At 71.4% G+C, this 14,621-nt stretch carries 15 protein-coding genes; 5 read left to right on the top strand and 10 right to left on the bottom strand.

Annotated elements, in window-relative coordinates:
* Positions 1-91: 91 nt before the first annotated feature.
* The gene (locus BM290_RS14315) at positions 92-1,675 is read left to right on the top strand and encodes a phospholipase D family protein (protein WP_093614071.1); all 1,584 of its coding nucleotides are present in this window, start codon (positions 92-94) and stop codon (positions 1,673-1,675) included.
* A 10-nt stretch (positions 1,676-1,685) separates the two neighbouring features.
* Here BM290_RS14315 and BM290_RS14310 read toward each other — a convergent pair whose 3' ends face one another.
* Genes BM290_RS14310 through BM290_RS14300 form a run of 3 tightly spaced genes read right to left on the bottom strand, consistent with a single transcriptional unit; the run spans position 1,686 to position 4,293 of the window.
* Positions 1,686-2,882, bottom strand: coding sequence for an aminopeptidase (locus tag BM290_RS14310; RefSeq protein ID WP_093614069.1), 1,197 nt, complete (start codon positions 2,880-2,882; stop codon positions 1,686-1,688).
* 14 nt (positions 2,883-2,896) lie between these two features.
* Positions 2,897-3,847 (bottom strand): pirin family protein, encoded by a 951-nt coding sequence (locus tag BM290_RS14305; RefSeq protein ID WP_093614067.1) that lies wholly within the window; start codon positions 3,845-3,847, stop codon positions 2,897-2,899.
* Between the two features lie 5 nt (positions 3,848-3,852).
* Positions 3,853-4,293 carry a MarR family winged helix-turn-helix transcriptional regulator gene (locus BM290_RS14300; protein ID WP_093614065.1) on the bottom strand — a complete coding sequence of 147 codons (441 nt, stop codon included), beginning with the start codon at positions 4,291-4,293 and terminating at the stop codon, positions 3,853-3,855.
* Positions 4,294-4,355: 62 nt separating this feature from the next.
* Here BM290_RS14300 and BM290_RS14295 point away from each other — a divergent pair, with 62 nt between their 5' ends.
* Both BM290_RS14295 and BM290_RS14290 read left to right on the top strand, forming a co-directional pair.
* A complete protein-coding gene (locus BM290_RS14295; RefSeq protein ID WP_093614063.1) occupies positions 4,356-4,829 on the top strand; it encodes a GNAT family N-acetyltransferase in 474 nt (157 codons plus the stop codon).
* A gap of 58 nt (positions 4,830-4,887) precedes the next feature.
* Positions 4,888-5,415, top strand: coding sequence for a GNAT family N-acetyltransferase (locus BM290_RS14290; protein ID WP_093614061.1), 528 nt, complete (start codon positions 4,888-4,890; stop codon positions 5,413-5,415).
* Here BM290_RS14290 and BM290_RS14285 read toward each other — a convergent pair.
* From BM290_RS14285 to BM290_RS14260, 6 genes are all read right to left on the bottom strand, one after another.
* Complete coding sequence (locus tag BM290_RS14285; protein WP_093614059.1) at positions 5,384-6,004, bottom strand: Clp protease N-terminal domain-containing protein; 621 nt, start codon at positions 6,002-6,004, stop codon at positions 5,384-5,386. The two genes, BM290_RS14290 and BM290_RS14285, sit on opposite strands and share 32 nt — an antisense overlap.
* Position 6,005: 1 nt before the next feature.
* Positions 6,006-6,242: a helix-turn-helix domain-containing protein gene (locus BM290_RS14280; RefSeq protein WP_093614057.1), complete on the bottom strand. Its 237-nt coding sequence runs from the start codon at positions 6,240-6,242 to the stop codon at positions 6,006-6,008.
* A gap of 130 nt (positions 6,243-6,372) precedes the next feature.
* Positions 6,373-6,576, bottom strand: coding sequence for a DUF3072 domain-containing protein (locus BM290_RS14275; protein WP_093614055.1), 204 nt, complete (start codon positions 6,574-6,576; stop codon positions 6,373-6,375).
* A gap of 181 nt (positions 6,577-6,757) precedes the next feature.
* Entirely contained in the window at positions 6,758-7,474 is a 717-nt protein-coding gene (locus BM290_RS14270) for a VOC family protein (RefSeq protein ID WP_239143532.1), read from the bottom strand.
* Between the two features lie 144 nt (positions 7,475-7,618).
* The gene (locus BM290_RS14265) at positions 7,619-8,878 is read right to left on the bottom strand and encodes a cation:proton antiporter (protein WP_239143531.1); all 1,260 of its coding nucleotides are present in this window, start codon (positions 8,876-8,878) and stop codon (positions 7,619-7,621) included.
* Positions 8,875-11,034: an ATP-binding SpoIIE family protein phosphatase gene (locus tag BM290_RS14260; RefSeq protein WP_093614051.1), complete on the bottom strand. Its 2,160-nt coding sequence runs from the start codon at positions 11,032-11,034 to the stop codon at positions 8,875-8,877. The genes BM290_RS14265 and BM290_RS14260 overlap by 4 nt, the downstream gene beginning before the upstream one ends.
* A gap of 191 nt (positions 11,035-11,225) precedes the next feature.
* Between BM290_RS14260 and BM290_RS14255 the strand changes: the two genes are divergently transcribed.
* Positions 11,226-11,615 carry a hypothetical protein gene (locus BM290_RS14255; RefSeq protein WP_093614049.1) on the top strand — a complete coding sequence of 130 codons (390 nt, stop codon included), beginning with the start codon at positions 11,226-11,228 and terminating at the stop codon, positions 11,613-11,615.
* A gap of 119 nt (positions 11,616-11,734) precedes the next feature.
* Positions 11,735-14,077 carry a mechanosensitive ion channel family protein gene (locus tag BM290_RS47260; RefSeq protein ID WP_143133739.1) on the top strand — a complete coding sequence of 781 codons (2,343 nt, stop codon included), beginning with the start codon at positions 11,735-11,737 and terminating at the stop codon, positions 14,075-14,077.
* A gap of 164 nt (positions 14,078-14,241) precedes the next feature.
* Here the strand turns inward: BM290_RS47260 and BM290_RS14245 are convergent, their stop codons facing one another.
* Positions 14,242-14,598, bottom strand: a complete 357-nt coding sequence (locus BM290_RS14245) for a DUF6401 family natural product biosynthesis protein (RefSeq protein ID WP_093614047.1) — start codon at positions 14,596-14,598, stop codon at positions 14,242-14,244.
* Positions 14,599-14,621: the final 23 nt, after the last annotated feature.

Here is a 14,621-nt window from a genome sequence, read left to right as displayed (position 1 = left end):
GTCCTCCGAGGGGTCGCGGGTCGTCGCTCCGGATGCGGGCAGCGGTCGGGAGGCTTACGGTGAGGGCGTCGTCGACCTCGAAGGGGCTGCAGTGCCGCCGCAGGAATGGCTTCTCTCCGCTGCCGAACGCGGCAACCCGGACACCTCCATACCCATATGGAACACCGGAAACACGGTCGAGCCACTTATTCACGGGCAAAGTTACTTCGATCGGCTGGTGACCGAAATCAGTCAGCTGAAGGCAGGTGACCACCTGTTCTTCACCGACTGGCGTGGCGACCCGGACGAGCGCACCAGTGACGACGGCCCGACCGTGGCCGAGCTGTTCGCCGCGGCGGCCGCCCGTGGCGTGATCGTCAAGGGGCTGCTCTGGCGTTCGCACCTGGACAAGCTGGCGTACAGCGAGGAGGAGAACCGCAACCTCAGCGACGACATCGAGGCGGCCGGCGGCGAGGTGCTGCTCGACCAGCGGGTCCGGCGTGGCGGGTCACACCATCAGAAACTCGTGGTGCTGCGCCATCCGGACCGTCCCGAGCTGGACATCGCCTTCGCCGGCGGCATCGACCTGTGTCACAGCCGCCGCGACGACGCCGAGCACCACGGCGATCCGCAGGCGGTCCAGATGGCGTCGCAGTACGGCCCGAATCCGCCCTGGCACGACCTGCAGCTCGCCCTGCGCGGCCCGGTCGTCGGCACCCTCGACCAGTCGTTCCGCGAGCGGTGGTGCGACCGGGTGCCGCTCGACCAGGACGGCCCGATCGCCACGATCACCGACCGGCTGCGTCACGAGGACATGAGCCCCGACCCGCTGCCCGAGCAGCCGCCGGACCCGCCCGAGTGCGGCCCGCACACCGTCCAGGTGCTGCGGACCTATCCGGCGATGCGGCCGCCCTACGGGTTCGCCCGGCTCGGCGAGCGCAGTGTGGCGCGCGGCTACACCAAGGCGATCAAGCGGGCCCGCCGGCTGATCTACCTGGAGGATCAGTATCTGTGGTCGAAGGAGGTGGCCCAGCTCTTCGCCGAGGAGATGCGCGACGAGCCGGAGCTGCACCTGATCGCCGTGGTGCCGCGTCACCCGGATGTGGACGGCGGGTTCGCGTTGCCGCCCAACCTGGTCGGCCGGGAGCAGGCGATCGAGCTGTGCCGGCGGGTCGACCCGGACCGGGTGCACGTCTTCGACCTGGAGAACCACGCGGGCACTCCGATCTACGTGCACGCGAAGGTCTGCGTGATCGACGACATCTGGTGCAGTGTCGGCAGCGACAACTTCAACCGTCGTTCGTGGACGCATGACAGCGAGCTGTCCTGTGCGGTCCTCGACGACACCCGCGACGAGCGTGAGCCCCGTGACCCGGCCGGCCTCGGCGACGGGGCCCGCCGGTTCCCCCGTGACCTGCGGCTGGCCCTGATGCGCGAGCACCTGGACCGGGCCGACGGCGACGACGCCGATCTGATCGACCCGGCCGGCGCGGTCGAGGCGGTGACCGCGGCGGCGGACCGTCTGCGGGACTGGCGCGACGGCGGCCGGGTGGGGCCGCGCCCGCCGGGGCGGCTGGTCCCGCACGAGACCGAGCGCCTGCCGTGGCATCAGCGGCTGTGGGCGCTCCCCGCGTACCGCCTCGTCTATGACCCGGACGGACGGCCCTGGCGGGACCGACGGCACGCCCGGTGGTGATCAGCGACGGTCAGAGCACCCACTCGTCATTGCGGATGATCTCGACGGTGCCCTTCGGCCCGGTGCCGGTGACGGTGATGCCCTCGCCGCCGATCACCACGTCGGTGTGCACTGCCGAGGTGTTCAGGCCCAGCTCCTCGCGCTCGGCGACGGTCATCCCGGCGCCGCCGGGCACCGCGAAGGCGAAGCTCGACCCCCAGGCGACATGACAGCCCGCGTTCTCGTCGAAGAGCGTGTTGTGGAAGACGATCCCGGTCCGCGCGATCCGGCTGTCCGAGTCCACCAGGGACACCTCGCCGAGCGAGCGGGCGCCGGGATCGGTCTCCAGTTGGGCCCGCACGACGTCGGCGCCGGAGTCGGCGTCGACCGAGACGATCCGCCCGCCGGCGAGCTCCAGCCGCAGGCCGTGCACGATCTTGCCGCTGAGCGCCAGCGGCTTCGTCACCCGGATCACGCCCTCGGCCGAACGCCGGTCGGGGCTGGTGAAGACCTCCTCGGTCGGGATGTTCGGCATGAACGGCACGCCGGCCGCGTCGACCAGCCCGCCACCGGTCCACCGGCACCCGGGGATCAGGCCGACGGTCAGATCGGTGCCGTCACCCACGTAACGCACCGACGTCAGCTCCAGCTCGTCGAGCCGGGCGCCGCGCTCGGCCAGCGTCGCGGCCCGCTCCCGCCAGGCCAGCGCCGGGTCCGGGGCGTCCAGGCGCATCGCCGTCGACACCGCCTCCCACAGCCGATCGGTGTCCGGCTCGCCGAAGACCTGGTTGGCCCAGCCCGGGTTGGGCGCGCCGACGATGGTCCAGCGGAGCCTGCTCATCACCTGCTCGCGCAGCGCCCGGACCTCCTCGGCCGGGAAGGCGGCGGCACGCACCGGGTCGGCGCCGTCGAGCAGGTGCGGGTCGGCGTCGCCGTGCAGGGCGATCGACGCGACACCCTGCTCGGCCCACTCCCGGATGCGCTGCAACGCCCAGCCGCGGCTGGCCGAGAGCGACTCCAGGCTGGCGTGATCGACGGCGGACCGGCGCATCGGGCCGTCCGACCAGATCGGCTCGACCCAGGCCGCCCCGGCCGCGTAGGCGGCGGCCACGACGGCCCGGGCGATCTCCAGATGCGCGGTGTCCGTACGAAGAATGACTCCCTGCCCGGGCTGGATGTTGACACCGGCCCGGACCACGACGTCGGCGAATCGCTCGATGCGGTCCATACCGCTCAGCGTAATCAGTCGGTGTGCGGGATGCGCGCCGCCGGGACGACGCCGAGCCGTCCCTTCTGGAAGTCCTCGAACGCCTGCTTCAACTCGGCCTGGGTGTTCATCACGAACGGCCCGTAGTGGGCGATCGGCTCGCGGATCGGCTGCCCGCCCATCACGAACAGGTCGAGCTCGGTCTTCGCCTCGACCCGGATCGCCTCGCCCGGACCATACGTCGCGAGCTGCCCGAGCCGGACCGGCCGCATGTCGGTGCCGACCCAGCCCTCGCCGGCGAGCGTGTAGACGAGAGCGTTGTAGTCGGTCTGCCACGGCAGGTCGAGCCGCGCGCCCGGCTGCAGGGTGATGTGGGCCAGGTTGATCGGCGTGAACGTCGACCCCGGACCACGGTGTCCGGCGATCTCCCCGGCGATCACCCGGATCAGCCCGCCGCCGTCCGGTGTGGTGAGCAGGGCCGCCTTCGTACCCCTGATGTCCTGGTATTTGGGGTCGATCATCTTGGCCGCCCGCGGCAGGTTGACCCACAACTGCAGCCCGTGGAAGAGTCCACCGCTCGTGACCAGGTGCTCCGGCGGCGCCTCGATGTGCAGGATCCCGGAGCCGGCCGTCATCCACTGGGTGTCGCTGTTGGAGATCGAGCCGCCGCCACCGAGCGAGTCCTGGTGGTCCATGATCCCGTCGATCATGTAGGTGACCGTCTCGAACCCACGGTGCGGGTGCCAGGGGGTGCCTTTCGGCTCGCCCGGCGCATAGTCGACCTCACCCATCTGGTCCAGGTGGATGAACGGGTCGAGCTCGGACATCGGCACCCCGGCGAAGGCACGGCGGACCGGGAAGCCCTCGCCCTCGTAGCCCTGGGGCGCGGTGGTCAGCCGCCGGACCGCGCGGAACTCGGTGGTCACCGGGTCGAGCTGGGGCAGGCGGGGCAGAACGAGGACGTCGTCGACGGTGATGGCGGGCATGGGTCTCACACCTTCCTGATTCTGGCGAAGACGTGACCGATCACGGCCAGTTCCTCGTCGTCGAGATGATCGATGAAGCTCTCGCGGACGGTCGCGAGGTGCGCCGGGGCGGCCTCGCGCAGCACGGTCAGCCCGTCCTCGGTGAGGACGGCCTCCTGGCCACGCCCGTCGTCGGGGCAGCTCTCCTTGCGGACCAGCCCGCGTTTGATCATGGAGTTGATCTGATACGTGATCCGGCTCGGCGACAGCACCAGGCGGCTGGCCAGCTCGCCCATCCGGATCCGCCGCCCCGGCGCGTCGGCGAGCGCGACGAGCACGTGGTAGTCGTTCATGCTCAGGCCGGTGGCGGCGCGCAACTCGTCCTCGAGGCGGGTGTGCAACGCCCACGAGCTCTCGATGAAGGTGCGCCAGTGCGCCAGTTGCGTCCCGGTCAGCGGTTCGGCCATGCCGGAAACAGTACTCCTTCAAATCTGAAACTTCAAATCTGAAATAAGGTTAGGGTGTACGCGTGAAAATCCGCCAAGCGACAGCCGCCGACGTCGATGAGCTCGTCCGCCTCCGCGCGGTCCTGCTGAAGATCTTCCGGAGCGCCGGGTGGAACGACGACTGGCGCGCCCCGGCCCGCGCCTCCCTGCTGCGCCGCCTGACCGCGCCCGATCCGGTGCTCGCCGCCTTCGTCGTGGAGAACCCCGACGGCCCCGGCCTCGCCGCGTGCGCGGTCGGCGTCATCGACGAGCACCTCGGCAACCCGTACAGCCCCGACGGCCGCGTCGGCTACGTCTTCAACGTGGTCACCGATCCCGGCATGCGCCGCCGCGGATACTCCCGCGCCTGCATGGAGGCGCTCCTGGGATGGTTCCGCGACCAGGGCGTCCGCGTCGCGGACCTGAAGGCCTCGCCGGACGGCGAGCCGCTTTACACGGCGCTGGGGTTCGCCCGCACGTCCGAGCCCGCGATGCGCCTGCGCCTCGAAAACCCATGATGGCGTACGGCTACCCGCCCCCGCCCGGACCGGGCAACGTCCCGGCTACCGTGGCCCGGTGACCGAACTGACCACCACGCGGCTCCGGTTGCGCCCGTTCCGGCCGGGCGACGCCGACGCCGTGCACGCCTACGCGAGCGACCCCGAGGTGGTCCGGCACATGGACTGGGGGCCGAACACGCCGGCCGAGACCGAGGCCTTCGTGGCCGGCGCCGTGCACCCGGCCGACGGCGTCCACCCGTTCGCCGTCGAGCACGGAGGCCGGCTGATCGGCGCCGTCGAGCTCCGCGTCACCAGCCGCATCCACGCCCGCGCCGAGTTCGGCTACACCCTGGCCCGCTCCGCCTGGGGCCAGGGCTTCGCCACCGAGGCCGCGGTCGCGGTGCTGGCCTTCGCCTTCGACCGGATCGGCCTGCACCGTGTCGCCGCCACCTGCGATCCCGCCAACACCGGTTCGCGGAGGGTCCTGGAGAAGGCCGGCCTCCTCTACGAGGGCCACCTGAAGGACTACCTGCACATCCGCGGCGAGTGGCGGGACCGCCTGCTCTACGCCACTACGCGGCCGGCGTGTTCAGCGACTGGGTGAGCCGCTCCCGCGCCGCGTCGACGTCGACGCCCCGCTCGGCGAGGATCAGCATGGCCAGGCCCCGGCCCTCGCGCAGGATGCCCAGCGCGATGTGCTCCGGCGCGATGAAGTTGTGCTTGAGCCGGATCGCCTCACGCAGCGACAGCTCGAGCACCTTCTTGTTGCGCGCCGAGAACGGCCGGTGCCCGGTCGTCGCCGTCGGGGCGAACCGCCCGAGGATGCCCCTCTTCCTCGGCGCGGGCCGGGGCAGGTGCAGCGCGCCCGCCCCGAAGTTCTCCTCGATCGCGGCCCGCACCGCATCGAGGTCGATGCCGATCGACTTGAGCGCCGCCGCATCCTCGGCATCCCGGTCGGCGACGACGGCTGCCTCGCTGTGGTCGCCGACGTGCCGGACGATCGCCTCCCGGACGTAAGCCTCGTCGACCTCGCCCCCGGCGCCGCGCAGCGCCTCCCGGACCGCGCCGTTCCCCGTGGAGACGAGCGACAGCAGCGTGTGCTCGGTGCCGATCGTTTCGTGCCCGAGCTGCCGGGCCTCCGTCTGCGCGCCGATCACGACCTCGCGGGCCGCCCTGGTGAACCGCTCGAACATCTCAATCCTCCCGTGGGTCCGGCATCGGCAGCAGCTTGGCGTGCTTCTTGTGCACACCCTGGCGGGTCACTTCGAGCGCGTCGGCGATCTCCTGCCAGGACCAGCCCTTGGCCCGGGCGTTCGCCACCTGCAGGCGCTCCAGGCCCTCGAGGAGCCGGCGCAGCGCCACGACCGCCCGCAGCCCCACCCGTGGGTCGGTGCTGCCGGCGGCGGCGGCGAGATCGGTAGCTTCCGTCATGACGTCAACTTACGTTGACACATGCGGCCTGTCAACCGTGGTTGACGCGCGAAAAATGGCCCTGTACGGCTTTCACCGGTGTCGCACGACAGCGATGGAAGCCGTACAGGGCCTGTGCGGCGGCGCGGGGTCAGGCGCCGCGGCCGGTCTTCTCCTGCAGTTCGTCGATCTTGCGGGACGCGTCCGCCTTGGTCAGCCCATCCGGGACGTCCTCGTGCGCCTCGGTGGCGAGAGTGCGCAGATAGGACTCCTGCGCCCCGGTGGCCGGCTGGTCGCCGGTGGTCCAGTCCTGCGGATCCTTGATGGCATTGCCGGCGTTCGTCTGGTCGGTCATGACGCCGTCCTTCCCTCGCGAGTGTCGAACGCCTGTGCCATTACCCGCCCCGCTCATGTTCACACCCGGAGATCACCACCTGTCGCCCGGACGGGTTCTGCCCGGAGACGGCGGGGAACACGGAGAGGCCGACCCCGAAGGGTCGGCCTCTTCCGAATTGCTACCAGGTGATGTGTATCGGTCAGTCCCAGGCGGGCAGGGTGCCCAGGGAAACGGTCAGCTCGACCGGGTGGTGCACCGGCGCGGCGACCGTGAAGCGGGTGCCGAACGGGTCACGCAGCTCGGCCAGGGCGGTCAGCCCGGCCTCCGACGGCTCCATGATGACCGCGCCGCCGAGGCGTTCGCAGTGATCGGCCGCGGCCTGGATGTCCTCGACCTGGAAGGCGGCACGCCACCAGGCGCCGCGGTATCCGGGGGCGAGGCCGGCGATGGCGTCGTGAGCCTGGTTCAGCCACTCGCCGGAGCCGAACTGCTGGTTGAGCAGCCAGCCGAACGCCGAGCCGTAGAAGCGGGCCGCGCCGTCCGGGTCGTCAGTGATCAGTTCCGGCCACGACATCGTGCCCGGTTCGCCGCCGGCCTGTGCGCCGGCGAAGTCGTACGCCTGCCACAGGCCGATGATGGCGCCGTTCGGGTCGGCGACGATCGCGCGCCGTCCGCCGTGCGCCTCGGCCGGGTGGCTCAGGCAGTGGCCGCCGGACAGGGCGACCTGCTCGAGCGTCTCCTCGAGGTCGGGCGTGCTCAGGTGGGTGAGCCAGCCGTCGGGCCGGTCGTACTGACTGCGGGTGAGGCCGGCGACAGCGCGCCCCCCGAGCTTGAACCGATCACCCGCCGACTCCCAGCCGAACAACTCTCCGTAAAACTGTGCCGCGCGTGCGGGGTCCGCACTCGCCAGTTCCACCCAGCAAGGTGTCAAGGGTGCATAGCCTCTGATCCGCATGAGCCGCTCCATGGTGGACATCCCCAGTTACCTTCGTACTCTACGGCACTGATAACGCTTCGTCACCACCAGCCGGTTCATTGTCTGGTTTAGAGCAGTTTTAAACTACGCTTGGTAAGCAGGTGTGTGATCCAGGTGACGCATCACCGGTGTCGCGGCTACGCCGTGCAGCACCACGGATACGACGACGACGAATGCCGCCGTCGCCCAGACGACTTCCTCGTTCGGAAAATCGGCATGTGTCACTGCATACGCTAGGTAATAGAACGTGCCGACGCCACGGATGCCGAACGTCGCGATCACCCAGTGTTCCGACGGGCGCCCGGGGGCGCCGCGCAGCGCGGCGAACGCGGCCAGCGGGCGGACCACGAAGATCAGCGCGAGGCCGGCGAGGGCGGCCGGCCAGGTGAGCGGCGCCAGGAGGCCGCCGACCACGGCGCCACCGAGCAACAGCAGCAGCAGTACGGTCAACAGCCGCTCGATCTGCTCGGCGAAATCGTGCAGCACCTGGTGGTACTCGTGGGAGCGCTCAGCCGCCCGGATCGCCCGCGCGGCCACGAATACGGCCAGGAAACCGTAGCCGCCGGCGACCTCGACCAGCCCGTACGCCAGAAAGGTCGCCGCCAGGGCCTGAAAGCCCTCGGAATGCCGGGCCAGCCGCAATGAGTCCCGTTTGACCCGGAAGAACAGTTTGCCGAGAAACTTCCCGATCGCGATGCCGCCGACCAGCCCGACCACACCTTTGTAGAGGATGTCGGTCAGCACCCACCCGCCGAGCCAGCCGGCCGGGTCGAGGCCGTGTGCCGCGATAGCGATCGCCGCGTAGACGAACGGGAACGCCAGCCCGTCGTTCAGCCCCGCCTCCGAGGTCAGCGCGAACCGTACCTCGTCCTCCGAATCCTCCTCGTCGGTCGGCTCGCCGACCTGCACATCCGCCGCCAGCACCGGATCGGTCGGCGCCATCGCCGCGCCCAGCAGCAACGCCGACGCCGGCACCAGCCCGGCCCACCACCAGCCGAGCAGCGCCACCGCCGCGATCGTCACCGGCATCGCGATGAGCAGCAGCCGGAACGTCGACGCCCACCGCCGGCGCCCGAACGGCCGGTCGATCTTCAGCCCGGCGCCCATCAACGCCACGATCACGCACACCTCGGTGAGGTGCTCGGTCAGCCCCGGATGCGCCAGCGGATCGGCCTCCGGCAGGCCCAGCGGCAACCCGAAGAGCAGCAACCCCAGCCCGAGGAACGCCATCGGCATCGACAGCGGACGCCGCTCCAGCACGCGCGGCAGGATCCCGGCGAGCAGAGCACCCACTCCGAAGAGCGCGAACAGCAGATCGGGCACCTGTACGCCCGGGGACATCATGCCCGCGCTTTACCCGCCAAGAGCATCTCGAACCACACCGTCGATCCGCGCACCGTCGGATCGGTGCCCCACGAGTCGCTGAGCTCCTCGATCAGCCCCAGGCCCCGGCCCCGGCTGGCCAGCGTGTCGGCGTGCGCCCGGATCACGCTGCCCCGGGTGCCGGTGTCGGCCACCGACACCAGCAGGCGCTCCGCATTGAGATCGATGTGCACCTGCGCCGGCGTGCCCGCGTGCAGCAGCGCGTTGGTCGTCAGCTCGCTGGTGCACAGGATCGCCGCGCCGATCACCGCCTCCGGCACACCCCACTCCCGCAGCCGCGCCGTCATCCACTGCCGCACCCGGCTCGGGCTGGTCGGCTCGGCCGCCACCTGCAGCGTCGCCGACCGGCTCATCGCCAGCGCGTGCTCGACCGCCAGCACCGCCACGTCGTCGTCCGTCGTGCCCTCCACCGCGGCCGTGGCCAGCGAGCACAGGTTGCGCGGATCACCGCTGGGCGACGACGCCGCCGCGGCGACCAGCGCGTCCAGCCCGGCGTTGAGCGGCCGGTCACGCCGCTCCACCACGCCGTCGCTGAACATCAGGATCGTGTCGCCCGGCTCCAGCCGCACCGAACCGGTCTGCCAGCGCCCGCCCAGACCCAGGGGGGCGCCGGGCGGCACCTTGACCAGCTCGGCGGTGGCCGGCTCGCCACCCCGCCCGGCCCGGCGCAGCACCGGCGGCGGATGGCCCGCGCTGGCCAGCGTGATCGAACCGTCCGACGGGTCGAGCACCCCGTAGACGACGGTCACGAAGATCTCCTCGTTACGCGACTCCGCGCCCAGCGAGCCGACCAGCCGGTCCAGCCCGGCCAGCACACTCGGCGGCGCCGGGTCGGTGAGCGCCATCGCCCGCAGCGCGGCCCGCACCTGGCCCATCACCGCGGCGGCCCGCACGTCGTGCCCGGCCACGTCGCCGAGCACCATCGCCAGCCGGCCGTCGAGCAGGTGGAACGCGTCGTAGAAGTCGCCACCGGCCGCGTTGCCGTCGACGCCCACGTCATATCGCGCCGCGATCCGGAATCTCTCCAGCTCGGGCAGGTGCTCGGGAAGCATGCTGCGCTGCAGCAACTGCGCCGTGCCGTGCTGCGCCTCGAACCGCCGGGCCCGCTCCGCCGCCTGCGCCACCAGCTCGGCCGCGGCCGTCAGCAGTGCCCGCTCGGCCGGCAGCCAGGTGTGCGCGCGGCGGAACCCCACGGTCAGCGCGCCCCGCAGCGAGGGCGCCCGCAACGGCAGCGCGGCCAGCGAGCGGACCCGCCGCTCGTGCCGGTCCGAGGCGACCGCCGCGAGCGGCTCACCGTCGGCGACGAACGTGGCCCGCCCGCTCTCCGCCGCCGCGACCGCCGGGGCCGCCGGATCTGCGCTGATGCGCCGCCAGACCGGTGGCAGCCGCTCGTCCACCTCGTCGAGCATCTCGCCACGGATGCGGCGGACATAGCGATAGGCCAGCCCGTCGTCCACGGCCAGGACGCAATGATCAAGATCGAAGGACATCATCGCGTACGTCAGGACGACTCGCGTGACATCGTCGATGGTGAGCGCGCCGGCCAGCCGTGCGGTCAGCTCGCCCAGGCTCTGCAACCGGTGGATCACGTGGGTGGTCTCGGCCGCCACCGTCAGCACCCCGGCCACCGCGCCCCGCGACGTGCGCACCACCGAATGGCCCCGGGTGTAGAACGCCGGCTCGGAGCGGCCCGTCGCGAACTGCACCTGGCTCTCCGGCTCCAGCACCGATCGGCCGGTGCGGTGCACCTGCTGGATCACGTCACCGAGCCCCGGCTGCTCCCACGCGGCGCCGAACGCCACCGCGGCCGGGCGGCCCAGCGCCGCCGGATGCAGCGCGTCGAGCACCTCGGCATAGGCGTCGTTGTAGACGACCACGAAGTCGTCACCGACGGTGAGCAGCATCGGCACCGGCGACGAGAGCACCAGCTCGACCGCCGCGCGAACCGCCGGATCCCACCCCGTGATCGGCCCCATCGAGGTGGCCGACCAGTCGAAGGCGTGCACCAGCGCCGAACAGCCCAGGCCGGCGTGCTGCACACCGGCGGGCTGCACGGGGAGCACGGTGATCGCGGACGGGTGAAGACCACCCGCCCCGAAGCCTCCCGACCCGACCATGCGGAAAGCCTAGCCCGTGTGGTCCGTTTGTACGATGCCCCACCGGCCGTCCGTCCGGTTAATGACCGTTCTTCGGTGCCGCGTCGGGGTCGGTGCTCAGCCTGATTCGCGCTTGTGCTCACCGTGAGTGAGCGGCGGATACGCGATGAGATCTTGGCCAGTGGAACATCCGGGCACCTATAGTCGCCGCCGTGATCGAACCGCTGCACGGTGTGACACGTGACACCGCCGGATCCCACCCGGCCGGTGAACGCCGTCCCGCCGCCCCGCCCGTCGCGCCGCCGCTGCCCAGCCGGCGAGCCGCGCCACCAGCCGGACCGGACCTCGGCGACCACCGGTATGCGGCGCTCGCGGCCTGGTCCGCCTCGGCCGAGACGATCACGATGGGCGCTGTCGAGGCGGGGCACGGGGGCGCGTACCCCCTGATGGCCGGAACGAACCCGCAACCGGGAACGCCCCACCCCGCCGGACCACCGCCCGCCCCCGAACGTCTCCGGACGCATCGCGCCGCCCTCCTCGCCGTCCTCGCGATCCTCGCCGCCCTGGTGGTTGTCGAAGCCCTCGTGCTCTGGCGCCGCTGACCCGCCGGGCCGGGTGGTATGCCGCTTTACGCAGGGGCGCGCCCGAATGTCAGAGGGGCGTGGTACTCCTTCGGTGAGGTGGTGTGCGGTGTCCCGCCTCGCCGAGTCAGGGAGGACGGATGACCGGAGACGGGCTGACCCGAAGCCTGAACGACATGTGGCGATCCGTGGTGCTCTACCTGCCGACGGTCCTCGTGTCCCTGCTGATCCTGACCGTCGGCTACGTGCTGGCCCGCCTGGCCCGCACCGTCACGACTAAGGCCCTGCGGCGCGCCGGCTTCGACCGGCTCGTGCACAGCGGCCCGGCCGGGCGTCTCCTGAGACCCGGCACACCGAGCGTCACCGACGTCTGCGCCCGGCTCGTCTTCGCGGTGGTGCTGCTGTTCACGCTGCAGGCCGCATTCGGCATCTGGGGGCCCAACCCGGCGAGCGACCTGATCACCGCCCTGATCTCCTGGCTGCCACAGGTCCTCGTCGCCATCGTCATCGTCGTCGTCACCACGGCCATCGCCCGCGCCGCCCACGACCTGCTGCTCGCCGCTCTGGGCGGTCTCGCGTACGGGCGCGTCCTCGCCAAGGTGGCCGCCGCCGTCATCGTCACCCTCGGCGTGATCGCCGGGCTCGACCAGATCGGCATCGCCACCTCGGTGACCCGGCCCCTCCTGATCACCATTCTCGCCACCGTCGCGGGCGTGATCATCGTCGGTGTCGGTGGCGGGCTGATCAGGCCCATGCAGCAGCGGTGGGAGGGGTGGCTCGATCGCGCGGCCACCGAGGCCTCGGCCATCCGCTCGCAGGCCCGCGCCTACGCCGAGCAGCGATCCCGGCAGCCCGCCGACTCCCGGTCTGCCGACTCCCGGTCTGCCGACGACCGGTCCGCCGACGCGGCGGGGACCGCACCTGCCGACCCCGGTTCGCCCGTTTCCGTTCCGGCTGATTCGGGAGTGTCCGGTACCGATCATGGAGCGTCCGGGCCGGTCCGGCCGGAAGTTGGTCCGCGCCGTCCTTCTCCTTCTGGGTCTGATTCGTCCCTATCTGGTAATTTTGGTTCTGTTTCGTCCGGCCCTGCTAGCTCCAGGGCTGGCGCGGCCTTTACCTCTGGGGCCGGCTCGGCGTCTACGTCTGGGGCCGGCTCGGTCTCTACCCCGGATGTCGGCTCGGCTTCTGCTGCTGAGTTCGGCCCGACCTTCGGTGCCGGGGGCGGGTCGACCTCCGTTCCTGGGGGCGGTTCGGCCTCATCGCGCGGGGTCGTCACCCCGGGCACCGGGGCGATTTCGGCCGGTTCCGGGTCTGTGGACTCCGGTCCTGCGGATACGGGCTCGGGAGCGACCGGGGAGGATCCGTCGGTTGCCGGAGCCGGTGGTGAGCCGGCTCCCGGCGGTCACGATCTGAGCGGCTCGAAGCCGGCCGGGGCGGCTCGGCTTGCGGCTGAGCGGCGCGGCGCGGGCGAGGCACGTCGCGCCGGTGAGGCCGATCTGGCTGCCGAAATGAGCCGTGCCTCGGCGGAACGGCGGGTGGAGACGTCCGGCACGGCCGCGGTGGTCACTGGCGGGATGGTCGGGGACGACGATTCTCCCGGGGGAGTCAGCAGCGCGGGGCCGGGCGTCGAGAATCTGCCCGCCGAGTCGGAGAGCCCGGTCGGTTCCGTCGTTTCATCGCCGGGCGCGGACGTTGTCCCAGGCCCGGGTGCGGACGTTGCTTCATCGCCGGGCGCGGACGCTGTCCCAGGGCCAGGCCAGGACGTTGCTTCAGGGCTGGGAGCGGATGTTGGTTCGGTGCCCGGTTCGGCAGTTCCGGAAGAGGCCGACGACTGGGAATGGGAGACGCGCTGGGCTGAGGAGGAACGCCGGGCTCGCGAGACCGACAGCGACGAGACCCAGGTCATCGTCGCGCCGAGGGACGATCGGCCGCACATGATCCCGGGTTTCGATCGCTACGACGATCCGCCCGGCGACTCGGATCATTTCGACGAGGAAGACACGGTCTACGTGCGTGTCGGATCCGCCGAAACCGCGTTCCTCACCCCCGGAGTGCGCCCGCAACCGTCGGTGTCGTCCTCGGCTGCCGAGGAGCATGCCGATCCCGCGGACGACGACGAGCCCACCACTTTCCTCTCACCGGGTGACGATGAGCCGACCGCCTTTCTCACGGTCGGGGACGAGCCGACGATCTCGGTGCCCGGTTCGGAGGAGCCGACCACTTCGGTCATCACCCGCGGGACCGGCGTCGACGAGGAGCCGACCGTGATCTCCGCGCCCGAGCCGGATGTGACCGTGATGATCGACGAGGACCGCGGTCCCGGCGAACCCGCTGCGGCGGGACGGGACGACCCCACTGTTCCCGATCTTCGTGAGCCGGGCATTTCGGGTGTCGACGACGACGAGAGCACCCTCGCGGGCTCGCGGCGGGGATCGGAGGACGACGAACCCACGGTGGAAGGGCCTCGGCCCAAGGCGGGATGACGGAGGGCCGGCACCGGGGTTCCGGTGCCGGCCCTCGTGGTCGGGGACTCGGGTTGCAGGTGCGGCCGAATCAGCCGGCCGGGAGTCTCACGTGGTGGTCACCGGTTGCCCGGGGCCGGATCCTCGATGATCCGGGTCCACCAGCGTTCCTGTCCGGGAAGTCGTCAGCGCGGGGCCGGCAGGGTGGTGGCCAGCATGCAGACGGCGAGCAGGCGGCGCAGGACCCAGTCGTTCTCGGCCCAGTCGATGTCACCTTCGGGGGCGGTCCAACCGTGCTGGAAGGCGGCGTCCCGGACACCCTCGGCGTAGGCCGCGAGCAGGATCGCGGTCAGCGGGCGGGAGTCGGCGTCGAGGCTGTCCCGGACGCCGGCGGCGTGCTGGTCGATGACCGACATGAGGCCGGGGTTCGCCTGGGCGGCGGCGAGACCGGTCACGCCGACAGCGGCGGTCAGGTCGGCGAGCGAAGCGTGGGCGGAGCGCTGAGCAGCGCGGGCGGCGGCGTTGCTGAACAGGCCATTCATGAGAAGAAACGTTAGGTAGCCCA

It is taken from the genome of Actinoplanes philippinensis (genome assembly GCF_900113015.1).
GTDB lineage: Bacteria > Actinomycetota > Actinomycetes > Mycobacteriales > Micromonosporaceae > Actinoplanes > Actinoplanes philippinensis.
This window is presented reverse-complemented; position numbering and strand designations above follow the sequence as displayed.